At 63.9% G+C, this 23,785-nt stretch carries 34 protein-coding genes and 4 pseudogenes; 21 read left to right on the forward strand and 17 right to left on the reverse strand.

Annotation, left to right across the window (positions count from 1 at the left end):
• Positions 1 to 94 precede the first annotated feature (94 nt).
• The 6 genes from H9L15_RS05745 (at position 95) to H9L15_RS05770 (ending at position 4,639) form a co-directional block, all read left to right on the forward strand.
• Positions 95 to 1,336, forward strand: coding sequence for a TIR domain-containing protein (locus H9L15_RS05745; protein ID WP_187715484.1), 1,242 nt, complete (start codon positions 95 to 97; stop codon positions 1,334 to 1,336).
• Positions 1,336 to 2,241 (forward strand): tetratricopeptide repeat protein, encoded by a 906-nt coding sequence (locus H9L15_RS05750; protein ID WP_187715485.1) that lies wholly within the window; start codon positions 1,336 to 1,338, stop codon positions 2,239 to 2,241. Before H9L15_RS05745 ends, H9L15_RS05750 begins: the two co-directional genes overlap by 1 nt.
• 14 nt (positions 2,242 to 2,255) lie before the next feature.
• Positions 2,256 to 2,831: a hypothetical protein gene (locus H9L15_RS05755; RefSeq protein WP_187715486.1), complete on the forward strand. Its 576-nt coding sequence runs from the start codon at positions 2,256 to 2,258 to the stop codon at positions 2,829 to 2,831.
• A 19-nt stretch (positions 2,832 to 2,850) separates the two neighbouring features.
• Positions 2,851 to 3,099: a hypothetical protein gene (locus tag H9L15_RS05760; protein WP_187715487.1), complete on the forward strand. Its 249-nt coding sequence runs from the start codon at positions 2,851 to 2,853 to the stop codon at positions 3,097 to 3,099.
• A gap of 53 nt (positions 3,100 to 3,152) precedes the next feature.
• Entirely contained in the window at positions 3,153 to 3,416 is a 264-nt protein-coding gene (locus H9L15_RS05765; RefSeq protein WP_187715488.1) for a hypothetical protein, read from the forward strand.
• 104 nt (positions 3,417 to 3,520) lie between these two features.
• Complete coding sequence (locus H9L15_RS05770) at positions 3,521 to 4,639, forward strand: DUF4231 domain-containing protein (RefSeq protein ID WP_187715489.1); 1,119 nt, start codon at positions 3,521 to 3,523, stop codon at positions 4,637 to 4,639.
• Here the strand turns inward: H9L15_RS05770 and H9L15_RS05775 are convergent.
• From H9L15_RS05775 to H9L15_RS05790, 5 genes are read right to left on the reverse strand one after another with little or no spacing between them, the layout of a single operon-like run.
• The gene (locus tag H9L15_RS05775) at positions 4,636 to 4,872 is read right to left on the reverse strand and encodes a hypothetical protein (RefSeq protein ID WP_187715490.1); all 237 of its coding nucleotides are present in this window, start codon (positions 4,870 to 4,872) and stop codon (positions 4,636 to 4,638) included. The two genes, H9L15_RS05770 and H9L15_RS05775, sit on opposite strands and share 4 nt — an antisense overlap.
• Positions 4,873 to 5,007: a hypothetical protein gene (locus H9L15_RS18655; protein ID WP_262984929.1), complete on the reverse strand. Its 135-nt coding sequence runs from the start codon at positions 5,005 to 5,007 to the stop codon at positions 4,873 to 4,875. It abuts the gene before it with no gap.
• Positions 5,004 to 5,795 carry an alpha/beta hydrolase gene (locus tag H9L15_RS05780; RefSeq protein ID WP_223276546.1) on the reverse strand — a complete coding sequence of 264 codons (792 nt, stop codon included), beginning with the start codon at positions 5,793 to 5,795 and terminating at the stop codon, positions 5,004 to 5,006. Before H9L15_RS05780 ends, H9L15_RS18655 begins: the two co-directional genes overlap by 4 nt.
• A complete protein-coding gene (locus H9L15_RS05785; RefSeq protein ID WP_187715491.1) occupies positions 5,788 to 6,000 on the reverse strand; it encodes a toxin-antitoxin system HicB family antitoxin in 213 nt (70 codons plus the stop codon). The genes H9L15_RS05780 and H9L15_RS05785 overlap by 8 nt, the downstream gene beginning before the upstream one ends.
• A 7-nt stretch (positions 6,001 to 6,007) precedes the next feature.
• Entirely contained in the window at positions 6,008 to 6,910 is a 903-nt protein-coding gene (locus H9L15_RS05790) for an SPFH domain-containing protein (RefSeq protein ID WP_398286745.1), read from the reverse strand.
• A gap of 143 nt (positions 6,911 to 7,053) precedes the next feature.
• Here H9L15_RS05790 and H9L15_RS05795 point away from each other — a divergent pair, with 143 nt between their 5' ends.
• Entirely contained in the window at positions 7,054 to 8,028 is a 975-nt protein-coding gene (locus H9L15_RS05795; RefSeq protein ID WP_317617595.1) for an isoaspartyl peptidase/L-asparaginase family protein, read from the forward strand.
• Here the strand turns inward: H9L15_RS05795 and H9L15_RS05800 are convergent.
• The 6 genes and pseudogenes from H9L15_RS05800 to H9L15_RS05825 form a co-directional block, all read right to left on the reverse strand.
• Positions 7,922 to 9,042: pseudogene (locus tag H9L15_RS05800) on the reverse strand (GNAT family N-acetyltransferase); the annotation flags it as partial. The gene H9L15_RS05795 and the pseudogene H9L15_RS05800 sit on opposite strands and share 107 nt — an antisense overlap.
• Positions 9,029 to 9,739, reverse strand: coding sequence for a glycerophosphodiester phosphodiesterase family protein (locus H9L15_RS05805; RefSeq protein ID WP_187715492.1), 711 nt, complete (start codon positions 9,737 to 9,739; stop codon positions 9,029 to 9,031). The pseudogene H9L15_RS05800 and the gene H9L15_RS05805, both read right to left, overlap by 14 nt.
• A pseudogene (locus H9L15_RS05810) lies at positions 9,714 to 10,174 on the reverse strand (RidA family protein). The gene H9L15_RS05805 and the pseudogene H9L15_RS05810 overlap by 26 nt, the downstream one beginning before the upstream one ends.
• Before the next feature lie 32 nt (positions 10,175 to 10,206).
• On the reverse strand, positions 10,207 to 10,953 hold the full coding sequence (locus tag H9L15_RS05815; RefSeq protein WP_187715493.1) for an SDR family NAD(P)-dependent oxidoreductase: 747 nt from the start codon (positions 10,951 to 10,953) through the stop codon (positions 10,207 to 10,209).
• Positions 10,950 to 11,565: pseudogene (locus H9L15_RS05820) on the reverse strand (HAD family hydrolase). The gene H9L15_RS05815 and the pseudogene H9L15_RS05820 overlap by 4 nt, the downstream one beginning before the upstream one ends.
• A complete protein-coding gene (locus H9L15_RS05825; protein WP_187715494.1) occupies positions 11,562 to 11,828 on the reverse strand; it encodes a DUF3572 family protein in 267 nt (88 codons plus the stop codon). Before H9L15_RS05825 ends, H9L15_RS05820 begins: the two are co-directional and overlap by 4 nt.
• A gap of 46 nt (positions 11,829 to 11,874) precedes the next feature.
• On the opposite strand from H9L15_RS05825, the gene H9L15_RS05830 reads away from it, so the two are divergent.
• The gene (locus H9L15_RS05830; RefSeq protein WP_395623132.1) at positions 11,875 to 12,255 is read left to right on the forward strand and encodes a response regulator; all 381 of its coding nucleotides are present in this window, start codon (positions 11,875 to 11,877) and stop codon (positions 12,253 to 12,255) included.
• A 13-nt stretch (positions 12,256 to 12,268) separates the two neighbouring features.
• On the opposite strand, the gene rpmG is transcribed toward H9L15_RS05830, so the two are convergent.
• Positions 12,269 to 12,436 carry a 50S ribosomal protein L33 gene (gene rpmG, locus H9L15_RS05835; protein ID WP_187708539.1) on the reverse strand — a complete coding sequence of 56 codons (168 nt, stop codon included), beginning with the start codon at positions 12,434 to 12,436 and terminating at the stop codon, positions 12,269 to 12,271.
• Between the two features lie 144 nt (positions 12,437 to 12,580).
• Between rpmG and H9L15_RS05840 the strand changes: the two genes are divergently transcribed.
• The 8 genes from H9L15_RS05840 to H9L15_RS17175 all read left to right on the forward strand — a co-directional run bounded on the left by H9L15_RS05840 (position 12,581) and on the right by H9L15_RS17175 (position 17,362).
• The gene (locus H9L15_RS05840; protein ID WP_187715496.1) at positions 12,581 to 12,901 is read left to right on the forward strand and encodes a hypothetical protein; all 321 of its coding nucleotides are present in this window, start codon (positions 12,581 to 12,583) and stop codon (positions 12,899 to 12,901) included.
• Positions 12,902 to 12,942: 41 nt separating this feature from the next.
• Positions 12,943 to 14,544 carry a cisplatin damage response ATP-dependent DNA ligase gene (locus H9L15_RS05845; protein ID WP_187715497.1) on the forward strand — a complete coding sequence of 534 codons (1,602 nt, stop codon included), beginning with the start codon at positions 12,943 to 12,945 and terminating at the stop codon, positions 14,542 to 14,544.
• A gap of 47 nt (positions 14,545 to 14,591) precedes the next feature.
• The gene (locus H9L15_RS17160) at positions 14,592 to 14,810 is read left to right on the forward strand and encodes a hypothetical protein (protein WP_223276547.1); all 219 of its coding nucleotides are present in this window, start codon (positions 14,592 to 14,594) and stop codon (positions 14,808 to 14,810) included.
• A complete protein-coding gene (locus H9L15_RS18660) occupies positions 14,810 to 15,217 on the forward strand; it encodes an amidohydrolase family protein (protein WP_262984930.1) in 408 nt (135 codons plus the stop codon). The genes H9L15_RS17160 and H9L15_RS18660 overlap by 1 nt, the downstream gene beginning before the upstream one ends.
• Positions 15,214 to 15,576: an amidohydrolase family protein gene (locus tag H9L15_RS18665; protein WP_262984931.1), complete on the forward strand. Its 363-nt coding sequence runs from the start codon at positions 15,214 to 15,216 to the stop codon at positions 15,574 to 15,576. The genes H9L15_RS18660 and H9L15_RS18665 overlap by 4 nt, the downstream gene beginning before the upstream one ends.
• Positions 15,577 to 15,739: 163 nt before the next feature.
• Positions 15,740 to 15,883 carry an amidohydrolase family protein gene (locus H9L15_RS17170; RefSeq protein WP_262984932.1) on the forward strand — a complete coding sequence of 48 codons (144 nt, stop codon included), beginning with the start codon at positions 15,740 to 15,742 and terminating at the stop codon, positions 15,881 to 15,883.
• Between the two features lie 7 nt (positions 15,884 to 15,890).
• The gene (locus H9L15_RS05855; RefSeq protein ID WP_223276548.1) at positions 15,891 to 17,096 is read left to right on the forward strand and encodes a S10 family peptidase; all 1,206 of its coding nucleotides are present in this window, start codon (positions 15,891 to 15,893) and stop codon (positions 17,094 to 17,096) included.
• Between the two features lie 128 nt (positions 17,097 to 17,224).
• Positions 17,225 to 17,362 carry a hypothetical protein gene (locus H9L15_RS17175; RefSeq protein WP_223276549.1) on the forward strand — a complete coding sequence of 46 codons (138 nt, stop codon included), beginning with the start codon at positions 17,225 to 17,227 and terminating at the stop codon, positions 17,360 to 17,362.
• Between the two features lie 147 nt (positions 17,363 to 17,509).
• Here the strand turns inward: H9L15_RS17175 and H9L15_RS05860 are convergent, their stop codons facing one another.
• The 3 genes from H9L15_RS05860 to H9L15_RS19425 form a co-directional block, all read right to left on the reverse strand.
• Positions 17,510 to 17,665, reverse strand: a complete 156-nt coding sequence (locus H9L15_RS05860) for a hypothetical protein (protein ID WP_187715498.1) — start codon at positions 17,663 to 17,665, stop codon at positions 17,510 to 17,512.
• The gene (locus tag H9L15_RS05865) at positions 17,666 to 17,806 is read right to left on the reverse strand and encodes a hypothetical protein (RefSeq protein ID WP_187715499.1); all 141 of its coding nucleotides are present in this window, start codon (positions 17,804 to 17,806) and stop codon (positions 17,666 to 17,668) included.
• Positions 17,807 to 17,879: 73 nt separating this feature from the next.
• Positions 17,880 to 18,677 carry a cold-shock protein gene (locus tag H9L15_RS19425; RefSeq protein WP_187715500.1) on the reverse strand — a complete coding sequence of 266 codons (798 nt, stop codon included), beginning with the start codon at positions 18,675 to 18,677 and terminating at the stop codon, positions 17,880 to 17,882.
• Between the two features lie 232 nt (positions 18,678 to 18,909).
• On the opposite strand from H9L15_RS19425, the gene H9L15_RS05875 reads away from it, so the two are divergent.
• The 5 genes and pseudogenes from H9L15_RS05875 to rpoN all read left to right on the forward strand — a co-directional run bounded on the left by H9L15_RS05875 (position 18,910) and on the right by rpoN (position 22,989).
• Positions 18,910 to 19,530 (forward strand): ribonuclease D, encoded by a 621-nt coding sequence (locus H9L15_RS05875; RefSeq protein ID WP_187715501.1) that lies wholly within the window; start codon positions 18,910 to 18,912, stop codon positions 19,528 to 19,530.
• Positions 19,531 to 19,742: 212 nt separating this feature from the next.
• Positions 19,743 to 20,297 (forward strand): LPS export ABC transporter periplasmic protein LptC, encoded by a 555-nt coding sequence (gene lptC / locus H9L15_RS05880; RefSeq protein ID WP_317617596.1) that lies wholly within the window; start codon positions 19,743 to 19,745, stop codon positions 20,295 to 20,297.
• Positions 20,257 to 20,709: an LptA/OstA family protein gene (locus tag H9L15_RS05885; RefSeq protein ID WP_317617597.1), complete on the forward strand. Its 453-nt coding sequence runs from the start codon at positions 20,257 to 20,259 to the stop codon at positions 20,707 to 20,709. The genes lptC and H9L15_RS05885 overlap by 41 nt, the downstream gene beginning before the upstream one ends.
• A 37-nt stretch (positions 20,710 to 20,746) precedes the next feature.
• On the forward strand, positions 20,747 to 21,487 hold the full coding sequence (lptB, locus tag H9L15_RS05890) for an LPS export ABC transporter ATP-binding protein (protein WP_187715807.1): 741 nt from the start codon (positions 20,747 to 20,749) through the stop codon (positions 21,485 to 21,487).
• Positions 21,488 to 21,513: 26 nt separating this feature from the next.
• Positions 21,514 to 22,989 (forward strand): annotated as a pseudogene (rpoN, locus tag H9L15_RS05895) (RNA polymerase factor sigma-54).
• Positions 22,990 to 22,992: 3 nt separating this feature from the next.
• Here rpoN and H9L15_RS19430 read toward each other — a convergent pair.
• Both H9L15_RS19430 and H9L15_RS05900 read right to left on the reverse strand, forming a co-directional pair.
• Positions 22,993 to 23,238, reverse strand: a complete 246-nt coding sequence (locus tag H9L15_RS19430) for an endonuclease/exonuclease/phosphatase family protein (protein ID WP_317617598.1) — start codon at positions 23,236 to 23,238, stop codon at positions 22,993 to 22,995.
• Positions 23,223 to 23,762, reverse strand: coding sequence for an endonuclease/exonuclease/phosphatase family protein (locus tag H9L15_RS05900; RefSeq protein ID WP_317617599.1), 540 nt, complete (start codon positions 23,760 to 23,762; stop codon positions 23,223 to 23,225). The genes H9L15_RS19430 and H9L15_RS05900 overlap by 16 nt, the downstream gene beginning before the upstream one ends.
• Between the last annotated feature and the right edge of the window lie 23 nt (positions 23,763 to 23,785).

A 23,785-nucleotide genomic window follows, 5' to 3' on the forward strand; every position in this document is an offset into this window, starting at 1 on the left:
CCCTTCCGGCAAAGCCGGATGCGGTTATCCAAAGACAATCGCGACTCTTATGCTGTTGTGTTAACAGGGTTAACAGGAATCGCGGGGGCAGCGGATGGCCGAAGTTGCCCAGTTGCTGCGTAAGGAACGTGACCGGACCGATGCCGGGCGCGACCGGCCAGCGACTCTTCCTTCCCCCGTCTACTTCGCCTTCCTGAGTTACAGCCACACCGATTCCGGTTGGGGCGAATGGCTCCATGACTCCCTCGAAAAGTTCAGGGTGCCTTCATCGATTGCCGGCCGGCTGACCCCGCACGGCATCGTCCCGAAGCGCCTCACGCCCATTTTTCGCGATCGAAAGGAGCTGGCGGCGTCCTCCGACCTGGGAGCGGAGATTCGCGAAGCGCTTGCGGCATCCCGGTTCCTGATCGTCCTTTGCTCGCCCGCCGCGGCCAAGTCGCGTTGGACCAATGCGGAGATCGACACGTTCAAGCGGCTTCGGCCCGACGGAGCCGTTCTCGCTGCCATCGTCGACGGTGAACCGTTCGCTAGCGACCTGCCCGGGCGAGAGTCCGAGGAATGCCTGCCACACGCCCTACGCGTGCAGTACGACCGCCGCGGCCGGCCGACTCCCAGGCGGGCGGAGCCGCTGTGCACCGACCTCCGCGATGACCGAGACGGCAAGCGCCTCGGCCTGCTCAAGCTGGTCGCCGGAATGCTCGGAGTCGGCCTGGACGATCTCGTTCAGCGGGAGACGGTCCGAAGGCAGCGCCGACTGGCCATCCTGGCCGCCGCATCGCTTGCGGGCATGGTGGTGACCACCAGCCTGGCGATCTTCGCGCTTCAGTCGCGCGACATTGCCCGCGACCAACGGCGCGAGGCCGAGAGCCTGGTCGGCTTCATGCTCGGCGACTTGCGGACCAAGCTGGAGCCACTGGGACGCCTCGATACCCTCGATGCCGTCGGGGCTCGCGCGCTTGCCTATTACCAAAGCCAGGACAAGAGCGAGCTTTCCGACCAGAGCCTCACGCAGCGATCGAAGGCCCTGACGCTGATGGGCGAGATCGCTAACACCCGGGGCGACCTCGGCCGCGCGCTGAATCTCTATCGTGAGGCCTATGCGAGCACCGCGGAGGCCCTTCGTCGCGAACCAGACAATCCGCAGCGGTTGTTCGATCATGCGCAGAATGTCTTCTGGGTCGGCGAAGTCGCGCATCAGCGTGGGCTGATGCCGGAAGCGGAAGCGTCAATGCGCGAATACAAACGGCTCGCTGACGCGATGGTCGCCGCGGACCCCGACAATCCGAAGTGGAAGCTGGAGGTCAAATACTCGACGACAGCCCTGGGGCTCTCCTGATGGAGCAACGACGTTACCCAGAGGCTTCGGCGATCCTCCAACGTTCTTTAGAAACTGCGGAGACGCTCGCAGCCAGCGATCCCACGAACCTCGATTATCAGAAGGGATTGGTCGAGTCTTTGGCATGGCTGGCTGATTCTCAATTCTCTGAGGGTCGCCTCGATGAAGCTATCGCCAAACGAGAACGCCAAGTTGCGACCATCGATCAAATGATACTGAAGAACCCGGCCGATGCGGGCATTCGTGAGCGCGCGATCTCCGCCCACAGGGCCCTGGGACGATGGCTGGGGATCCACGGTTCTTTGCCCGAAGCGCTAGAGCACCAAAGGAAAGCAGTCGCTGTTGCGGACGAACTTTTGCCGACTGAGCCCGGTAACATGGACTGGCTGCAATGGGCGGCAGGTGCTCAGCTCGATTATGCCTCGACGCTGCTGCAATCCGGTCGAGTGAACGAAGCCGCAGCGCAAACGAGAGCTGCGTGCGATCGCGCCAGCCGTCTGACGGGTGAACGAAGCGAAGTCGCTGAATGGCGATCCCTGGCCGTCAATTGTTTGATGAAGAGGTCGCAAGTATCCCTCGCTGGCGGAGCGGAGGAGGAAGCGCTCGACTTAGCCAATCGAGCGCTTGATGCAGCTCGATCACGGCGGCGAGGCGAGCCGGTCGAAATTGCTTTGCAGGTCGCTCAGGCCCTCAAGCTGATTGGAGACGTCAGAGCGCGAAAGGGTGATCGCGCCGGCGCTCAAACCGCGTGGCTCTCAGCTTTGCAGAAATGGCCAAAGCAGGCCAATGAACCGACCAACTTGGCTCTTCAGGCAGAGCTGCTTGTGAATCTCGGCCGTCTGGCTGAGGCTCGTCCGCTCAGAGCCAAATTACAGTCTATCGGGTACCGGAGGATGGTTAACTAATAGGGGAACACGAAATGGCGACCCAACTCGCAGAAGCATCCAAGGTCAAAACGAATTCAAGCCCAGACATTCAAGTTCGGGTCAAAGCCTTCAAGGACGCGACGGGAACAGTTCAATTCGATTACGACTGGAATTTCGCGGGCGGACCCACCAAGACAGGAAAGATCGACGTCGCAGAAGGCACGCCGCCGACGGACATCAAATTTCATTTCCGCGACGAAACCAATCTAGGACTCAAGTTCTACCCGGCGCCGGCGGATGCATTTTGGGTGGACTTTGATCCCAATTGCCCAACGGCAGCTGGTGACGCCGGAGAGTTCGACCTGAAAAGTCCGCCCTCATCCTCCTCCAACAATCTGCTAACTGTTCGCGATCTGAATAAGTCGGCCTGCAATCTGAAGTACGCGCTCAGATTTGATGGTAAGCCGTACGACGACGCTAACGGCCATCATCCGCCATTCATGTACGATCCGGATTTGAAGAATGGCGGAAACACGCGCTCCGTAACGAGCTTCACCAGCACGGCCGTTGTTGGCGTCGCGACGATCGCAATCGTTGCCATCGTCGCGATCGTTTGGCTCGCGCGTTGAACGATGGGCCGGGCCGCGAATGCCCCCGGCCCTGCCGTTCGTGCTCGCCGTCGGGGTGACCGGGCATCGCAAGGATGCGCTTCCGGCCGACTCTCTGCTCACGCTCCACGATCGTCTTGCGACGGTTCTGAAAGCGCTGACGGAACAAGCCGCCGCAGTTCGAGAGGCGAACCAGTCGTTCTTTTCTGATGCGCCGCCGAGGCTGCTGTTCGTTTCGCCGCTGGCCGACGGGCGGACCAGATCGCCGCGGAGATTGCGCTTCGGCTAGGGTTTGAGCTTCACGCGGTTCTCCCCTTCGATCGCGAGCGATATCGCACCGACATGTCGGACGAAGACGGGCGTGTCCGGTTCGATGCGCTTCTATCCCGCGCAACCTGCGTCCTCGAGTTGTCCGGCGAAAGCGACCATCACCTCGAAAGCTACGTCATGGCTGGAAGAGCGACGGTCGCTCACTGCGACTTGCTGATCGCGGTCTGGGACGGGCTTCCGCCTCGTGGGCGGGGCGGAACGGGGAGGTCGTACGACTGGCCCACGACCGCGCTACGCCAACCATTCATGTTCCCGTCGCAGCGTCGGATGAACTGAAAATTCGCTGGAGCGCCTTCGACCCGGCGGTCGTCACTCATGCGGAAGACCAGGCGAACGTCCGCACCTTCGGCGAGGAGGAGCTTGGCGCAGTCCTCACCGCGGTGCTGTCCCCGCCCCCGGACGAGCGCGAGCGCGAGTTCATCCACATGTTCCAGGGGGAGTGCCGAAGGAAGCTCCGGACCCGCATCGAATATCCCCTGCTGCTCGCCGCAACGGGCGTCGCGCGCCTGCGGCGGCACCACTGGCGGCCGGAAATCGGCGCCGTTCGGACGCATGAGGAATGGCAAACCTACTGCGATGCGTGTCACAAGGTCGCCGCTGTTACGACGCCGATTGCGAGCCTTCAGTCCTGGTACGAATGGGCCGACACCCTCGCCAGCGATTACGCACAATCCTATCGCAGCGGCCACGTCTTCAACTTTGTACTTGCCGCTTTTGCGGTTCTGCTCGCGCTGACCACGCTGGTTCTTCCGGACGCCAAGAAGATTCTCGCGGTGGCGGAGTTCGCTGCCATCCTTGCGATCCTGCTCAACACCCAGATCGGCGTTCGCCGGCAGTGGCATCGCCGCTGGCTCGACTATCGCCAACTGGCCGAGCGCCTGCGCCCAATGCGCAGCCTCAAGCTTCTAGGCCTGGCTGCGCCCGACCCTCCGGGGACAGCCGCGAACCCGACCTTCGGCCGATGGGTGGATTGGTATGCGGCCGTGGTCTGGCGCGGCATGGGATGTCCGTCGGGCGCGATCGACGGTGACCGGCTGAAGGCCATGGCCTCGACCATCGCCGAGCACGAGCTTGCCCCACAGGTCGCATACAACAAGTCCGTGGCGAATCTGGCGGAGCGGCTGGATCACCGGCTGGAAATTGTTGGCCTGACCTTGTTCACGACTGCTCTACTCGGCTGCGTCGTATTACTCCTGGGCTTTGCCTTTGCGCCGCATTGGGTGAAAGCGAACAGCAACTGGTTCACGCTTCTGTCGGCTGGCTTGCCCGCAATCGGGACCGCGATCTTCGGCATCCGGGTTCAGGGCGATTACGTCGGCAGCGCCGTCCGTTCGGAGCAAACTGCCCGCGTCCTTGAGCAGATCGCCGATCGCCTCACACGCAATTCGAGCAACCTGTCCCGCGTGGGCGATCTGGTTGAGGAAGCAGCGCGAGCCATGCACGCCGACCTCGACGAATGGCGGCTGCTCAACCAGCAGCACGACCTTTCCGTCGGCTAGTCGTCCTTTCCCCAGCGCCATTGCCACCCACCGCGCGTGGTGCGCGCGCAGATGATCAGGAACGCCAAGGTCGCTGGAACGAAAATTGCGAGGAAGGCGAGCAGGCTTTGCTGGAGGACCAGGCATGCGGCCAGGACGAGCAGCATGTAGATGATGCTGACGGCCCACCCCTGCCAGCTAATGGGCTTGCCGGAGCCGAGCCCATACCGCTTCGGTGCGAACCAGTCCGCCACTCACCGAGCCTTTGGCGTGGCGGTGGCGGCAATGGCCGTCACGAGCTCCGCGTCGACCGGAAGCGTCGGATCGGAGTAGGTCGCAAGGTTGGACACGCGGTCGTCGTTGGCGACATCCTTGAGGACATGGTTCATCGTCGGAATGACCAGCAATTGCGACTTCGGGTTGGCTGCATGAAGGGCCTTCGCATCTCTCTCCGTAACCTGAATGTCGCGACCGCCCTGGATGATGAGCATTGGCGTTGCGACGCCCCAGCAAGACGCGCTGGATCCTTGGCCAGTAGGTCGGTCAGGAACGGCTGAACCTTCGGATTGAATAGAGTGGCCAGCGGCGTGGGAAGCTTGGTCGCATCGACCGCCCGGCCCGCCTCGAGTTCGCCAAGAGCCGCAAGCGCTGGCTCCAGGAGCGTGTTCGGGCTGGCCTTCAGCTGGTCACGCATGACTTCGCCAAGCTTTCGGCCAGGCGCCGCGATCAGGATGACGCCGCAGATGCTCGTGCGATCCTGCGCTGCTTCCAGCGCGATCAGGCCGCCTTCGCTATGACCGAGGAGCCAGACGCAGGAAGCCCCCGTCCTGGTCTTCAGGGTGTCAATCCACGAACGGGCGTCGGTGACGTAATCCGCGATCCGGACGTCGTTCGCGTCCGCCACTGCGTCCTTGCTTCCGAACATTCCGCGCTTGTCCGCGCGCAAGGTCGACACCCCTCTCTCGGCTAGCGCCTCGGCAAGCATCTTGTAGGGCGCAGCGGTCACGCCAAGCGGGTTGTTGCCGTCGCGGTCGGTGGGGCCGGAGCCGGGGATGATCAGGACGACTGGCGCGCTCTTGCCAGCATCGAGGAAGGTTCCGGCTAGCGGCCCCTTCGGCCCCGGCGCGGTCAAGGCAGCCGTCACGGCGGCCAGGGCAATGATCGTGCTTTCAAGCATTTCCGTCTTCCTTCTTCGGCCGCCCGCGTTTCACGGGCTGGGGCGGATCGAGCTTCACGCCTCGCGCCTTCAGGGCTTCCCGCAACAGACATTCGACCTGGCTGTTGACGCTGCGCAGGTCGGCGGCGGCGCAGCGCTCTACTGCGGACCAAAGGTCCGGATCGACCCGCAAGGGGTACGCTTTTCGCTCGCCGCCACCAGCCATGACAAGCCTATGTGTAGAGCGTTCCGGTATTCACGACGGGCTGGGTATCCCGCTCGCCGCATAGGACGACCATCAGGTTGGACACCATCGCCGCCCGGCGCTCGTCGTCGAGGTGGACGACATCCTTCTCCGACAAGGCGGCCAGCGCCATCTCCACCATGCCGACCGCACCCTCGACCAGGGTCTTGCGGGCGGCGACCACCGCCTGTGCCTGCTGGCGGCGGAGCATCGCGCCCGCGATCTCCTGCGCATAGGCAAGGTGGGTGAAGCCGCACTCGTCGACCGTGATTCCGGCGACCGCCAGGCGCGCGATCAGTTCCTTGCGAAGTTCGACCCCGACTTCGTCGTGATTGCCGCGCAACGTGACTTCGAGATGCTCGAAATCGTCGTAAGGATAGCGAGAGCCGATGGTCCGGATCGCGGCCTCCACCTGGACCGTGACGAACGCGCGATAATCGTCAACATCGAACAGGGCCTGCGCCGTATCAACCACGCGCCAGACGATCTGTGCTGCCATCTCGATCGGATTGCCGCGCAGGTCGTTGACCTTGATCTTGTCGGAAATGAAGTTGTTGGCGCGGACCGCAACCTTCTTGCGCATCATCCACGGCAGCACCCAGCGGAGGCCGGTTGCCCGGTCGGTTCCCTGGTAATCGCCGAACAAGGTGATCGCCGCCGCCTGGTTCGGCTGCAGCATGTAGAAACCGCAGGCCACGAAGATGAACAGCAGCGGCCCTGCGAGAATTGCTACGGCCGTCAGCGGGCCGAACACGTCGCCGACCAGCCGAATCACGCCCCAAATGGTCAGCGCGGTCAACACGAGTAGCAGAACCAGCATCGGATAGCCGCTGGAGGTCGCTGCCCCGCGCTCCCGGCTCGAATTCAGTGCAACGATGTCCCCTGTAGACACGAATGCCTCCTTGGCAAAAAGTGATATCACAATAATATCGCTACTGCTGTTGGAGTCAAGCGGCTCGCAATTGCCGGTGCGCCTCGCTAGGCGCTGGCGCGATGTCTAGGTGGAAGCTTGTAATTCATGGCGGTGCCGGCGCGATGCGGCCCGACCACGGCGATGAGGATCACGAGGAGCGCGCCCGCAAGGGACTTAGGGAGGCGCTCGACGCAGGCGCGGAGATCCTCACTGCCGGCGGCAGCGCGGTCGATGCGGTCGAAGCTGCTGTCCGCGTTCTCGAAGATGATCCATGCTTCAATGCCGGCCGCGGCAGCACCCTCAACGCGGAAGGACTGGTGGAGCTCGACGCGGCGATCATGGACGGCAGCAATCGCCGGGCTGGCGCGGTCGCAGGCCTGCGCACGACTCGCGCTCCGATCAGCCTTGCGCGCACGCTGATGGAACGGGGTCCGCACGTCTTCCTCTCGTACGACGGCGCAGACCGCCTGGCTCGCGAAACGGGGATGGAGCAGGTCGAGAACAGCTGGTTCGTCACCGCCGAGCGCCGGCGCCAGCTGGACGAGCTCCTTGCCAAGGGCGGGTTCGATGCCGACGTGAAATACGGCACGGTCGGAGCGGTCGCCGTGGACGAGCAAGGTCATGTCGCTGCCGCAACCTCCACCGGTGGGCTGACCGCCAAGCAGTGGGGCCGGATCGGAGACTCGCCGCTGATCGGAGCAGGAACCTACGCCGACGACCGGTCTGCGGCCGTATCAGCCACTGGCTCAGGTGAATATTTCATTCGTGCCGTCGCTGGGCACCAGTTGAGCGAGCGGGTGCGGTTGGCGGGCCAATCCTTGCAGGAGGCGCTCGACGGCACGCTGCAGGACATCAAGGATCTTGGCGGACTCGGCGGCTTGATCGCCGTCGCGCCATCGGGCGAATGCGCCTGGGGATTCACGACTCGGGCCATGTATCGGGGGTCGCCGATGGTGAACAGCGGAGCGTGGCGATCTACGCCGACGAGGACTTGTAAGGCAAAGCGCGCTTCAGCCATTCGACCTCCGCGGCCACCGCGCGACGTTCTTCTTCCAGGAACCGTTCGATTGCATGGCGGAAGCCGGGATCGACGATAAAGTGCGCCGACCTGGTGATTACGGGCTCATAGCCGCGGGCGAGCTTGTGTTCGCCCTGTGCGCCGGCCTGGACGCTGTCGAGCCCGTTCGCGATCGCCCATTCGATTGCTTGGTAATAGCAAAGCTCGAAGTGGAGGAACGGGGCTTCCTCGGTCGTTCCCCAGTAGCGGCCGTACAGGGTGTCGGACCCGACGAGGTTGAGAGCGCCGGCGATCGGCTCGTCGTCTCGCAACGCAAGGAAAAGCAGCAGAGCGTCGCCCATTCGTTCGGCGATCAGGTCGAAAAATCTTCGCGTCAGGTAAGGGTGGCCCCACTTTCGCGAACCCGTGTCCTGGTAGAACCGCCACATGGCGTCCCACTCCGCCGGACCAATCTCGGCTCCCCTCAGGGCCCGAATCTCCACGCCCTGGCTGGCAGCCTCGCGCTCCTTGCGAATGGCCTTCCGCTTGCGGCTGGTCAGCGCACCGAGGAACGCGTCGAAATCGGCGTAGCCGCGATTGAACCAGTGATACTGCACACCCTCGCGGATGAGCCAGCCGCGCCGCTCACATTCCGCGGCTCCCGCATCGTCGATAAAGGTGATGTGCGCCGACGAGATCTCGTTCTGGACGGCCACGGCTTCGACAGCGGCAAGCAGATGCTGCGGCTGCTTTCCCAGCAGGCGCGGGCCTGGAACGGGCGTGAATGGGACGCAAACCTGCAACTTCGGAAAATAGGATCCGCCGGCCCGTTCGAAAGCATCTGCCCAGGCGTGATCGAACACATATTCGCCCTGGCTGTGCGTCTTCAAATATGCGGGAGCAGCGGAAATCAGGTGCGATTCCGAATCCTCGACGAGGAGAGTCGCGGGGTCCAGCCGGTGCCCTTGCCCACGCTCCCAGAAATCTCGAGAGCTGCCAGGAAGGCATGGCTTAGGAACGGGTCGTTGCCCACGATCCGGTCCCATGCCGCCTGGTTTAGCCCGCTGACGCCGGAGGCGAGCTTCGCAACGACTTCGGATTCACGGTCGGCCATCGGCTTCCCAAATAAGCGCGTCCGCATGAACCTGCGCTGCCGCGCGCTGCTGCGGTCCCCGAATCGTCCATAAATAGACCGGCAAACGTTGCCGCGCCTCGGCCACCCACGGGCGTTCAAGAGCCAATCGGTCCACGGCCAGGAAATGGGGATCGGCCAAGCACATCGCCAGCCGGCGTTTCGTCGACGTCAGCTTGTCGCGAACGACGAGCCCGCGACGAACGCGTGGGTGGTTGGTCTTGAGGAGGCGCGAGATCCTGGGATCGAAGCTCATCACGCCATGCGGGCCGCGATACTGTTTCAGCGCCTCCTTCAAGGCGGGAATCCAACGCCAGATGTTCTGCTCGACCTTAACCTCCAGCAGGAGCGGGACGCGGCCGTCGATCAGCGTCAGCAGGCTTTCCAAAGTCGGGATAGGTCCGTCACCGACCCGCAGCCGATTCAACTCCGCGAAGGGTGTTTCGCCGATGACCACGGGGCTGGAACACATCCGCCAGGCATTCGAGTCGTGGAAGACGACGATCCGGTCGTCAGCCGTCAGCCGCAGATCGCACTCGATCCCGGCGCCAATCTCCATTGCGGCCGCGAATGCCAGAAGGCTGTTCTCGGGAAAGCCGGCTCCGTAGTGGAGGCCCCGGTGCGCGAACCCCTTCGGGCCTGGATCGAGCGGGTCAGGTCCTGACCGCGACGATCGCATCCACCTCGACCGCTACACCGAGCGGCAAAGCGGCAACGCCAACGGCGCTGCGAGCGTGCCGGCCTGCCTCGCCGAAGACATCCTGCATCAGTTCTGATGCCCCATTCGCGACCTTCGGCTGGCCAGTGAACGCGGGCGTGCTGTTGACGAACACGCCAAGCTTCACGACCCGCTCGACCCGGTCGAGCGAGCCCAGCGCAGCCTTCATCTGAGCGAGGAGCATCACTCCACACCGGCGCGCGGCAGCGATCCCGCCGTCGAGATCCACGTCTTCCCCAGCCGGCCTTTGATCAGGCTGCCGTCCTCGGCAAAGCTGATCTGGCCGGAAATGTGGAGCAATCCGCCCTGTTCGACCGCAGGCACGTAGGACGCGACCGGGGCAGCTGGCTGAGGAAGGGTGATGCCGAGTTCGGCGAGGCGCTGGTCAATGCTCATGGCCGCGCCTCAACACCCGCATGGCTGCCGGGTCAACCCTCGCGATGGACCGCGAAGCCGGCCCAGCTCTGGTTCACCGGCATTAGCTCGATCGAATTGATGTTGAGGTGGGGCGGCAAGTTCGCGAGCCACCAGAACAGTTCGGCGTGATCCTCGGCGGTCATCGGGTTCATGTTCGAATAGAGCGCGTCGGACGCCGACTGATCCCCACCCGTGCGGACGAGGGTGAACTCGGTCTCCGCCATTCCGGGTTCGACCGAAGTCACACGAACGCCGGTCCCTTCGAGATCGCAGCGCAGGTCGAGCGAGAACTGCCGGACGAATGCTTTGGTGCCGGCGTAGACCGCGCCGCCCTTGTAGGGATAATTGGCGGCGACCGATGACAGGTTGATGATTTGTCCCTTGCGTTCGACCAGCTTCGGAATCAGCACCCGCGTCAATGCAACCAGCCCGGTGACGTTGGTCTCGATGATCTGGTCGAGCTTCGACCATTCGGTTTCCGGCAACGGGGTCGTGGGCGGAGCCAGGCCCGCATTGTTTAGCAGCAGGTCGATGTCGCCCCAGGGCGCCGACAGTCTGGCCAAGTCGCCGAGCGCTTCAGGATCGCGCATGTCGACTTCCAGCGGCAGGAAGACGTCGCCAAGTTCCTCAGCCAGCTCCTTCAGCCGATCCGCCCGGCGACCGGTCCCGATCACCCTCCAACCGCCTGCCGCAAATCGCCGCGCCGAGGCCCTTCCGAAACCGGATGTGGCGCCGGTGATGAGGATGGTCTTGGTCATGGCTTCTCCAAAAGTCTTTCGACGATCCAGTCGGTCGCGCTGGGCCAGTCGTCGATGCGGGCATGCGCGTACTCAGCCATGGGAACGGCCTGTGCGACGAGAGGCTCCGCGATCATGTGCAGCCGCCAGACCTCCGGCGCATGTTTTGCGACCGACTCGTGGTGCTGGGGCAAGTCGTCCACGAATACCGAGTTGGTCGGCTTTCGCTCCTTCAGCAGTTGCCTGACGGGTGTCCCTTCCCGCCGGAGTTGCAGATGACGTCATGGCGTATGCCGTGACTCGCCAGCTGCTCGACCCGCCAGGGGTGCGCTTCGCTGCCGAGATTGGTGAGGATGACGATGTCGGCGACCTCGCCGATTTGGCCCAGCGCTTCCTCGGCCCCGGCACCAGGGTCTGCCGGTGCATCTCGCTGCGAAAGAAAGCGTCGAGGAGGAGCCACGCCTGGTCGAGCGCCAGCGGCTCCCCTGTTTCGACGAGGGTCAGAGCTTCGGAGAAGCGGCCCGTCTCAAAGGCGAAGCGAATCCCGTGATCGGCCTCCAGCCACTCGGCGAAGTGGCTGACCATGTGGAGCAGCACCTCATCGCAGTCGGTAATCAGCAGCGGACGCTTCAAGCTTCCAGTTCCTCCCGTGCGGCGACAAGCTCTTCCGGCTTCACACCGATCGCACCCGCGACCTCGATCAGGTCCGGTTCATGCGCTTCAAGGAAACGTAGCAAAGCTGCAAGCAGGATAGGCTCGGCCGCTCGACGACGCAGATCTTCTGTGTCGATTCCGGACAGGTCGAGGAACCGCTGCGCGCGGCGTTCGTCCGTCAGCGTGGCGGCAAGCGCGGAGAGCGCGAGAGTCTCGGCGTCAATTGTCGGTTGAGCCCGCATGGCCTAGATCAGCACGAGAGAGTGGGGGAATATCCGGTTGGCCAAGATCCTGATTGTCGAGGACAACGCCCTCAACATCAAGCTGTTCTGCGATCTCCTCGCAGCGCATGGCCATGAACCGCAGGCCGTCACTGACAGCCGCCTCGCCCACGATGCCGCACGCGAGTTCATCCCGGACCTGGTAATCACGGATATCCAGTTGCCCCATGTCAGCGGGCTCGAGCTGATCCAGCTGATCCGCGCCGACGAGACGTTGAAGGACGTGCCGATCATGGCGGTCACCGCCTACGCGACCGCCGGCGATGAGGAGCGGATTCGGGGCGCCGGCGCCGAATCCTATGTGACGAAGCCGATTTCAGTCGCGCGATTCGTGCAGGAGGTGGACTCACTGCTGGCGCGAAAACAGCCTGTAACTGCCGACGTCTAACGCCGTCAGGGGCTTACTTGATCTTCGCTTCCTTGAACTCGACGTGCTTGCGCGCGACCGGGTCGTACTTGCGGAAACTCATCTTCTCGGTCTGATTCCGAGGGTTCTTCTTGGTCACATAGAAAAAGCCCGTGTCGGCCGTGCTGACGAGCTTGATCTTGACGGTTGTCGGCTTGGCCATCGCGCCTAATCCCAATGCTTGAAACGAAGAGAGCGGCACAAAGGAGCCGCTCGATCGGTCGCGCAAATGACCGCCAGACGCCAATTTGTCAAGGCGACGCGGACCTGTAACCGCCTCTTAACCATCGTCGTTGAAACTGTGCTCATGGCAAGGGCACGCACTTCACCGTCCATCAGCGACGTTCGTGAACAGCTGGGCGAGCGGATCGCCGAGCTCAGCAAGCGCGCCGCGCGCCTCTCGCCGCTCGACATTCATGCGCAGATGGACGCCATCCGGCAGGTCGCAGCGACCAACGGCCTTGCCGCGTTGGAAGAGCTCGCTCACCGGTCGGCGCAGCTGGCACTTCTCCCAGGCCACCGCATCTCGGTCCGCTGCTGCCTCGAGCATATGGACGAGGCGCTTTCAAGCGATCGGAGCACCGACACCAACGCCATTCTGGCGGCCCTGGCCATTCGCCTGCACTAAAGTTTCGGCACCGCAACGCCATTGAGGCATTGTGTTGCCCGATGCGCGCCTTTTCCCAGCTTCTCGACGATCTCGTCTACACGCGCTCGCGCAACACGAAGCTCAAGGTGATCGGCGATTATCTCAAGGAGACGCCCGACCCCGACCGCGGCATCGCGCTCGCGGCGCTGACCGGCACCCTCGACATCCCGCACGTGAAGCCCGCCGCGATTCGCGGGCTGGTGGAAGAGACGATCGACCCGATCCTGTTCCGGATGAGCCGGGATTATGTCGGCGATTCGGCGGAGACGATCTCCCTGCTGTGGCCGAACTCAGCAGACGGCGAGCCCGAGCTCGACGATGCCACGATCAGCGTCTCGACCGCCGTCGAGCGGCTCCGATCGGCAAGCAAGATGGAAGCGCCGCGGGTGCTGGCCGACATGCTCGACCACCTCGACGCATCGGGACGCTACGCCTTGCTCAAGCTTGCGATGGGGGCGCTCCGGGTCGGCATTTCGGCGCGACTGGCGAAACAGGCTCTGGCCGACGCATTCGGTATCGACGTGGAGGCGGTCGAAGAGGTCTGGCACGGCCTCGCTCCGCCTTTTCTCGAGCTCTTCGACTGGGCTGAAGGCCGCGGTCCGCAACCAACGGCGCAGGACGTGCCGGTTTTTCGCCCGTTCATGCTCGCCCATCCGCTGGAAGAGACGAAAGTTTCGCTCGAAGACTATGCTGCTGAGTGGAAGTGGGACGGCATCCGCGTCCAGCTGGTCCACATCGCCGGGCAGACGCGAATCTACAGCCGGACCGGTGACGACATCGGCGGCAGCTTTCCCGAAATCGCCGAGGCTTTCACCAGCAGGGGCGTTCTCGATGGCGAGCTCCTGGTACGCGGCTCCGGCCAGGGACTTGTCGAGCAGCACGGCGGTGCGGCGGCCAGTTTCAACGCACTCCAGCAAAGGCTGGGCCGGAAGAACGTTAGCCAGAAAATGCTGGGCAGTTATCCGGCGTTCGTCCGGCTCTATGACATTCTGTTCGACGGCGAAGAGGATCGGCGCGAGCTGCCGTGGGCGGAAAGGCGGGGTTTTCTCGAAGCCTTCGTTCCAAAGCTCGATCCCGAGCGGTTCGACCTCTCGCAACTGATCGAAGCCGCCACGTTCGAAGAGCTGGAGGAGCTGCGTGCCGGCGCCCGCGATGGCGCCATCGAAGGCATCATGCTGAAGCGGCGCGACAGCCCCTATGTCGCCGGCCGCCGGACCGGCTTGTGGTACAAGTGGAAGCGCGATCCACTGACCGCCGATTGCGTGCTGATGTATGCCCAGCGCGGATCCGGAAAGCGGTCCAGCTATTACAGCGATTACACCTTCGGCTGCTGGAACGAGGCAGGCGAGCTACTGCCGGTCGGCAAGGCCTATTTCGGCTTTACGGACGAGGAACTGCGGTGGATCGACCGCTGGGTACGCAATCACACCATCCAGCGTTTCGGACCCGTGCGCGAGGTCGAGAAGAGCCTCGTGCTCGAAGTCGCCTTCGATTCGATCCACCGGAGCAGCCGTCATAAGTCGGGCCTGGCGATGCGCTTTCCCCGGATCAGCCGGATCCGGACCGACAAGCCGGCGGCGGAGGCGGACTTCATCGCCACTCTCCTGGCAATGGTGACTTGAAGCCGCAGCGAGTCCCGTTACGGTCGCGCACCGACAGGGAGAGTTGCATGCTGAAACTTTTGGCAGCCGTCGTCGCGATCGCCACCGCTTCCACCGCCAGCGCTGAGACTTACGCCATTCAGGCCGGTCGCCTGATCGTGGATGCCGCCAAGCCCGCGCGCGGCGCTTCGACCGTCATCGTTGAAAACGGGCGGATCACCCGGATTGAGGATGGCTTCACAGCGCCAACCGGGCGACCGTCGTCGATGAGCGCAGCCGGACGGTGATGCCCGGGATGACTGACGTCCACGTCCACCTGACGCAGACTTCGGGAACGCCCTGGTACGCTTACTTCACCCAGAAATATTCGATCGCCTATGCGACCACGTTGGGGCTCACGCATGCACTGGAAATGGCGCGCGGCGGGTTCACCACCGTGCGCGACCTTGGCGGCGAAGCCAGCGCGGTCGTCGCCGTTCGCGATGCCGTCACGGAAGGACGCTTTCCGGGTCCGCGCATCCGGGTGTCGGGCGACCCGCTGTCGATCATCGGCGGGCATGCGGACGCCGCCACCGGTCTTCCGCCGGAGCTCGCCCGAGCGGTCGATGACGCCCACCTGAGCCCGCCGTCTGCACCGGCGTCGACCAATGCCAGGAGGCCGTCCGCAAGCTCGCCGCAGAGGGGGTCGACGTGATCAAGATCATGGCCACCGGCGGTGTCCTCGACCCCGGAGCCATGGGGCTCGAGCAACATTTCAGCGACGCGGAGATGAAGGGCATCGTCGATGCTGCCCACGCCATGCATCTGAAGGTCGCTGCGCACGCTCACGGAGCGCGCGGCATTCTCGCGGCGACCAACGCCGGCGTAGATTCGATCGAGCACGGGACGTTCCTCGACGCCGCCGGCGCGCAGGCGATGAAGGCGCACGGCACCTACTATTCCGCGACGCTGATGGCGTTCAGCGGCGTGCAGGGTCTGATGGGCACTGGCAAGCTGCCCCGGAATCCGAAGCCAAGGCTCGCCAGACGTTCGACGTCTGGGGCAAGGGGCTGAATCTCGCCTATCGCACAGGCGTGAAAATTGCGCTCGGGACCGATAGCGCGGTTGCGCCGCATACCTCCGCAAACAAGGAGGTCGAGCTGATGGTGACGAAGGGCGGGATGACCCCGCGCGACGCGCTGATTGCGGCGACCAAGGCGGGCCGGACCTGCTCGAGTTGTCGGACATCACCGGCACGCTCGACCCGGGCAAGTCGGCCGATCTGATCGCAGTCGATGGAGACCCGTTGGTCGATCCGACGGCTGTGCAGCGCGTCGGCTATGTCATGGTCGGCGGCAAGCCGATCCCGATGAAGGACTGACCGAAGCATGCGTTCCTCGCTCCTGGCGCTGAGCCTCCTCCTTTCCACCGCCGCCTTCGCCGCCGATACGCCAGCCCCGGCCGGCGACGCGCCTTCCGCCAAGTCGAAGGAGGATGCCGCAAAGCCGGATCCAGACATCGCCGCCGCCAGCGTCGAGGAGGATGCCCAACCGAAGAAGAGATCGATCTCGCTCCGCGGGCGGACGATCAGCTACACGGTCACGCCTGGGCACCTGACCATCCGCGACGACGACGGCGCGCCAAAGGGAAGCATGTTCTACGTCGCCTATACGGTCGACGGCGGACGCGGTGCGGCGCGACCGGTGACGTTCCTTTTCAACGGCGGACCCGGTTCTTCGACGATGTGGCTGCATATGGGCAGCTTCGGTCCGATCAAGGTCGATGCATCCCTTCCGGAAACGATCGCCGGACCGCCCTTCCGCTATGGCGCCAATCCCGATTCGCTTCTCGACGTCAGCGATCTCGTCTTCATCGATGCACCGACGACCGGACTGTCGCGCCCGCTGGGCAAGACGGAGTCGAAGGACTTCTTCGGCGTCGACAAGGACCTCGACGCGTTCAGTCGGACGATCCAGCGCTACCTGACGAAGTACGGCCGTTGGAATTCGCCCAAGTTCATCATCGGCGAAAGCTACGGCACGACACGCGCCGGCGGCCTGTCGAACATGCTTGCCGACAAGGGCGTCCAGCTCAACGGCATCGTGCTGGTTTCGACCGTGCTAAACTTCAACAGCTTCAACGGCGACCAGTCGCTGGTCAATTTCCTGCCAACCTACGCAACCAACGCCTGGTACCACGGCAAGGTCGCCGAGCCGAAGCCCGACCTGATGAGCTGGGTGGCGGAGGCGAAGGCGTTCGCGGCCGGGCCTTACGCCTCCGCGCTCCAGAAAGGCACGGCGATCACGGAATCCGAGAGGGAGTCTATCGCGCAGCAGATGGCTCGGCTGACGGGTTTGTCGCCGGCCTATATCCTGCGATCGAACCTGCGCGTGTCGCCCGACCGGTTCGAGCGAGAGCTTCTTCGCGACCGGCGCCAGATCATCGGGCGCATCGATTCGCGTTACGTCGGGACGGACGCGGATGCTGCTGGGGAGGCGCCGAGCTACGATGCGCAGGCGACGGCGATTACCGGGCCTTCGCGGGCGCTCTCAACGACTATCTGTTTCGCGAGCTCGGCTACCAGACTCCGCTGACCCATCGGCCCAACAACTATGCCGGGATCGGCGAGGACTGGAACTTCCAGCACAAGTCTGCCCAGGGCCAGCAGCTGGCGGTCGACACCAGTGTCGACCTCGCGGCTGCGATGCGCGGCAATCCGAGGATGAAGCTATTGTCGGTGAACGGCCTTTACGACCTCGCGACCCCGTTCTTCGGCGCGGACTACGACATCGGCCACATGGCGCTGGAGCCGCAGATCGCGGCGAACATCCGCTACACATACTATCCGGCGGGCACATGATGTACACGGATCCGGGCTCGGCACGGCAGCTCAAGGCCGACCTCGCGGACTTCTACGCCAGCGCGATGTAGGCCAGCTTCGTGGAAGCGAATTATTGGAGTTGCCGGGCTTTTTCTTTCGCCTCCAGGCGTCCGCCAATGGTCTCCATCACCTTGCCGCGGACCTGCATGTAGTCTCCGCATTCTTGCAGATACGGGCCGAGGGTTTGCCCTCGATCATCCGTCCAGCAGCGGCCATCCGCTCCTCCAGTTCCGCCTCGGACAGAACGGCATCGACTCGCCCGAAGAAGTACATGGAGGCCATTTATGTTGCGAGCGCCTCCGACCCCTCGAGCTGCTGGGAAGCCAGCTGGGTCGCAATCATGCATCGCGCGTCGAAATCGATCTGGCTCGTGGACGGAGCAGCCGCTGTCGCCGCCAGGAATAGGAAGGCGATGATGTTCATCGACGCGTCTCCTCATAGAAAAAGCCGGCGGGATGGTGGTCCCGCCGGCTCTGTCTTGCCCCCCTGAAACGCCTTATTCGCTGATCGGCGCCAGGTTCACCGCCGCATATTTGCCGCGGCGATCAACCTCGATCTCGAACTCCAACTTGTCGCCCTCGTTGAGGGTCGGCATGCCCGCGCGCTCGACGGCCGAAATGTGCACGAAGGCATCCGGCTGTCCGTCGTCGCGCTGAATGAAGCCGAAGCCTTTCATCGCGTTGAAGAACTTGACCGTTCCGGTCGCCTTTTCGCCCGTCAGCTGACGCTGCGGAGCCCGCTCGGCGCGTTCGACTGCCATCGGCTCACCGTCGATTCGCAGGTTGGTCGCGGAAATGCGGCCCCCGCGGTCGACCAAGGTGAACTCGAGCGGCTGCCCGTCCGCCAGGTCGGTCAGGCCGGCCTGCTCGACAGCGGAGATGTGCACGAACACGTCCTCGCCGCCGTCATCGCGAACGATGAAGCCGAAGCCCTTCTGCGGATTGAAGAATTTGACGACGCCTTTGCCTTCGCCGACGACCTGGGGAGGCATTCCGCCACCACCGCCGCTGCCGCCGCCGCGGAAACCGCCGCCGCCACCGCCGCCACGGAAGCCACCGCCTCCGCCGCCGCCGCCGTAGCCGCCGCCACCACCGCCGCCAAAGCGATCGCCGCCACCGCCGCCAAAGCGATCGCCGCCGCCGCGGTATCCACCGCCGCCGCCGCCACCGCCAAAGCCGCCGCGGTCGGAAAATCCGCCGCGGTCGCCATAGCTGCTCTCACCACCGAAGAAATCGTCGCGCTTATCACGGCCGCGACCACCGCGGTCCCCCTTACGCCCTTTATCGAAACCCATGCCCGTCTAAAATCCTTTGTGCCCGCAATGTCTTAAAACCAACGCGCTGGGCCCAAAGAGCGCAACCGGTCGGGGCGTGATTGCTCACACACCGTTCAGCACCCTACATGAAAAAAGCGAGCCTCTCTAGATGATTCCCGCGCGTTCTCGTGGCATGGGCTTAAGAGGCACGCCGACAGGCCTGCCGGGACAGCCTGGCTCAGTACGGTTTGCAGCGATTTGGGACGATTGAATGAGCATCCATTTCCACGAAGAAGACCTGCCCGAGGGCGTGCATTTCGAAGGCCCGATTGCCGTCGATACGGAGGCGATGGGCCTCCATCCGCATCGCGATCGCCTGTGCCTCGTCCAGCTTTCCGATGGGCGCGGCGACGAGCATCTCGTCCGCTTCAGGAAAGACGGCCCCTATTCCGCACCCAACCTCAAGGCGCTTCTGGGCGATCCCAATCGACTGAAGCTCTATCACTTCGCACGCTTCGATATCGCGATGATCCAGGCCTACCTCGGCTTCATGGCCGCGCCGCTTTACTGCACGCGCACGGCTTCCCGGCTGGTCCGCACCTACACCGACCGTCACGGGCTGAAGGACCTGGTGCGCGAGCTTCTGGGTCAGGAGATTTCCAAGCAGCAGCAGACCAGCGATTGGGGCGCTCCCGAGCTCAACGACGCGCAGCGCGAATATGCGGCAAGCGACGTCCGCTACCTTCATGCCCTGAAGGAAAAGCTGGACGAGCGCCTGGTCCGCGAAGGCCGGGTCGTGCTTGCCCAGGCCTGCTTCGACTTCCTTCCCAACCGTGCCCTGCTCGATCTCGCGGGTTGGCCGGAACAGGATATTTTCGCTCACGACGGCTGATCCATGTCCGATCTCGCCAACCAGGAACGCGCGACCAAACAGCGCTGGGCCGTGCCGGGAAGCTCGCACGACAAGATCGTGCGTCTCGCGAAGATCGGCCTTCCGGCAGCGGTGGGAGTGGTCATTGCCTTCCTGGCAATGGCTCCCCTCGATCAGCACGGCGACGTTAGCTTCGTGCTCGACAAGAAGAAGGTCGAGAACGCCCCGAGCGCATGCGCGTCGAAAAGGCCAGCTATGTCGGCGAGGACAATCGCGGGCAGAAGTTCCAGATCGAGGCGAATCGCGCTCTCCAGCGTTCGTCGGATGAGCCGGTCGTCGACATCTGGGGCATGCTTGCCCGATTCGGACTTTCGAACGGGCCAGTCACGGTTGCTGCCAACCAGGGGCGCTACAACCTCGACGAGCAGAAGGTGGCGGTCCAGGGCCCGGTCCGCGTCGCTGGGCCGGAAGGCGAGCAGCTGGTAACCCGCGATGTCACTGTGGATCTGAAGCAGAATTTGGTCACCAGCGACGGCGGTGTCACAGGTCGCACCGAGCTCGGAGAGTTCCAGGCGGACAGCTTGCGCGCGGATCTGGACGGGCGAACCGTAGTGCTGGACGGTCGCGCTCGCTTGAAAATCGTACAGGGGCGGTCAGATGAGAACAATGCGCCGTTTGCCGCCTCTCCTGATCGCACCGCTGGCTTTGCTGACGGGTGCAGCCGCGCTCGCCCAGGCGAATGCGCCGGTGTCGGCACTAAAGGGTCACAACAGCAACGCTCCGATTGATGTCACCTCCGACAGGATCGAGGTCCAGGACCGCGCCGACCGCGCCATTTTCGTCGGCAATGTCCACGTCAGGCAAGACGAGCTGACACTCGAAACCGCGCGGCTGACGGTGGCTTATTCGAACGCGGGGAGCGTGCAGATCAATCGCCTCGACGCGAGCGGCGGTGTGACCGTGCAGAGCCCGTCGGAGACTGCACGGGGCGAGTTCGGCATCTACGACCTTGACCGCAAGCTCATCACCCTGGTCGGAAACGTCGTGCTTAAGCGCGAAGGGTCCCAGATCAACGGGCAGCGGCTGACGATCGACCTCGACTCGGGCCGAGCGGTCATCGACGGTGGCCCGGCGGGTGTCGGACAAAGCGGTGGTCGCGTGACCGGTCACTTCACCGTCCCGCAAAAGAAGGGCGGCTGATCCCGTGAATGAAGCCGCAACGCTGCCGCGCGCGGCGATGGAACCGGAGGCGGCGGCAGGCGGTCTCGAGGTCCGCTCGATCGCCAAAGCCTATGATCGCCGCGCCGTGCTACACGACGTTTCGCTCGACGTGCATCGCGGGGAGGTCGTCGGGCTGCTCGGTCCGAACGGCGCGGGCAAGACCACCTGCTTCTACTCCGTCATGGGTCTGGTGAAGCCCGACAGCGGTCGCATCTTCCTGGATGGTCAGGACATTACCGAGCTGCCGATGTACCGGCGCGCCATCCTCGGCCTCGGCTATCTGCCGCAGGAAACATCGATTTTCCGTGGCCTCACGGTCGAGCAGAACATCATGGCCGTGCTCGAAGTCGCGGAGCCGGATGCCGGTGCGCGCCGTGCCCGGCTGGAGCAGTTGCTTGGCGAGTTTGGCATCACCCATCTTCGCGAATCTGCCGCAATGGCGCTTTCCGGCGGCGAGCGGCGGCGCTGCGAGATTGCGCGCGCCCTGGCCGCCGATCCGTCGATCATGCTTCTCGACGAGCCGTTCGCGGGCATCGACCCGATCTCGATCTCCGACATCCGCGAGCTCGTACGCGAACTCAAGAAACGCGACATCGGCGTCCTGATCACCGATCACAACGTGCGCGAGACTCTCGACATCGTCGACCGCGCCTGCATCATCTACGACGGACAGGTACTCTTCGCCGGCACACCGCAGGCGCTCGTCGCGGACCATGAAGTGCGACGACTTTATCTTGGCGAGAGCTTCGCCCTTTAATCCTTTGTCGCTAGTCTGATGGCGCAATGGCGCTAGGTCCACGTCTCGATATCCGGCAAACTCAGGCACTTGTCCTGACGCCGCAGCTTCAGCAGGCGATCCGCCTGCTTCAGCTGTCGAACATGGAGCTCGAGGCGGTCATCGCCGAAGAAATGGCGAAGAACCCATTGCTGGAGGCTTCGTCCAGCGACGACGAGCCCAGCTCAGCGCCTGACGGGGATGCCGACTTTCCTGCGGACTCATTGGAAGACCCCGCCGCTCCCGGTGCGGACGAATTGATGGTGTCATCCGACGGCACATCCGACCAGCCGCTCGACTTCGACTGGAACAGCGAGGCGCTGGAAACGGACAGTTACTCAGACGTCGCGCTGAGCAGCAGTGGCGGCGGGGAAGATGGCCCGACTTCGAACGGATGGAATATTCCGCGGACTCGCTTGCCGAGCACCTGCTCAACCAGCTGCACGGTGCGGGCGGCGAAGTTGGCCGCCTTGCGCGAGCCATCGCCGAAATGCTCGATGAAACAGGCTATCTGTCCGTTTCGGTTCGCGACATTGCCGAAGCGACCGACGAAGCCGTCGAATTCGTCGAAGAAGCACTCGCGCTGGTCCAGGACCTCGATCCGCCCGGCGTCGGCGCCCGCGACCTGGCCGAATGTCTCGCGCTGCAGGCCAAGGCTGCCGACCGTTACGACCCGGCCATGGCGAGGCTGATCGACAATCTCGACCTCCTCGCCAAGGGCCGGATGACCGACCTCAAGCGGATCTGCGGAGTCGACGACGAGGACCTTTCCGACATGGTCCGCGAGCTTCGGGCCTACGATCCCAAGCCCGGCTGCCAGTTCTCGAGCAAGGGTGTCGAAGCGGTGGCCCCCGACGTAATCGTCCGCCAAACCCGGGCGGCTACGCGGTCGAGCTCAATCAGGCGACCCTGCCGCGGCTGTTGGTCAATCGGCGCTACTATCAGGAGCTGAAAAGCGGTCCGAGCGACAAGACCTCGCGCGCATGGCTGAGCGAATGCCTGGCCAGCGCGAATTGGCTGGTGAAAGCGCTCGACCAGCGCGCCCGGACGATCGTCAAGGTTGTGTCGGAAATCGTGAAGCGCCAGCAGGGTTTCTTCGAAAAGGGCGTGGCCGCGATGAAGCCGATGACGCTTCGCGAAATTGCGGAAGCCATCGAGATGCACGAGTCCACGATCAGCCGTGTCACCTCGAACAAGTACCTGCTGTGCGATCGTGGCCTGTTCGAGCTGAAATACTTTTTTGGGTCGGGCGTCGCTTCGACCGAAGGCGAGGGGACGGGGCGGCCGCGGAGGCCGTGAAGGCGGCGATCCGCGAGATCATCGACCGTGAGGCGGACATTCTCAGCGACGACGCCATCGCCGGCCTGCTCAAGCAGCGCGGTTTCGACTGCGCGCGCCGGACCGTCGTCAAATATCGCGAGGCGATGGGGATCGGCTCATCGATCCAGCGCCGCCGTCAGCGCAAGATCGCGGGCGCGGCCTGAACGTCAGCCCGTCAGTCGCGCCCAGACAGGAAGGTGATCGGATGCTCGCCGCGCAGACGGGCTCATGTGCACGCCTGCTGCTGCAATGTGCAGGTCCTTGTCGACGATAATTCGATCAAGCGCCGCCACTGGATGACGAGAGTGGAAGCTCGGTCCGGTCGAAGCGATGTGGAAGTCGGGTTCAAGGTCCTTCAGGCAACCCGCGACATCGCGCCATTCATTGGTGTCGCCCATCAGGATCGTCGGCATGCGCTGCGGCCGCCGGGAGACCGCGTCGAGAATCGCGCGGATCTGACGCCGCCGCCACAGCCCGAAAGGTCAAGGTGCATGCCGACGACCCGCACCGGCTGCTCGTCGATCAGCAATTCCGCAAGCACCGCGCCGCGAGGCTCGAAGGTCGGAAGGTCGAGAGCGGCGCAATCGAGAACGCCGATATGCTGCTTCACGAGGATGGCATTGCCGTGCCAGCCCATGTTCCGCGTATTGATTTTCAAGAGCGAGTCGACGTGCTTCCCACCCGGCATGCGGTCGAGCGCGCGGCGATGCTTCACGCCGAAGAATACCGGCTTGTACATGCCATGGTCGTCGATCAGCTCGTGCGGAACCGCCGCGCCGCGCCCGCCGAACCTCTTGTCGGCCTCCTGCAAAGCGACGATGTCCGCGTCGATCTCGTGCAGCACGTCGAGAACACGCTGCGGATTGCGGCGACGGTCCGTGCCGATGGCCTTCCGCACATTGTAGCTGGCGACGGTGATCGAGGGCGCTGCGGACACGTTGCGGCAACCCGGATCCTGCT

It is taken from the genome of Sphingomonas daechungensis (assembly GCF_014489495.1).
In the GTDB taxonomy this organism is placed as follows: Bacteria; Pseudomonadota; Alphaproteobacteria; order Sphingomonadales; family Sphingomonadaceae; genus Sphingomicrobium; species Sphingomicrobium daechungense.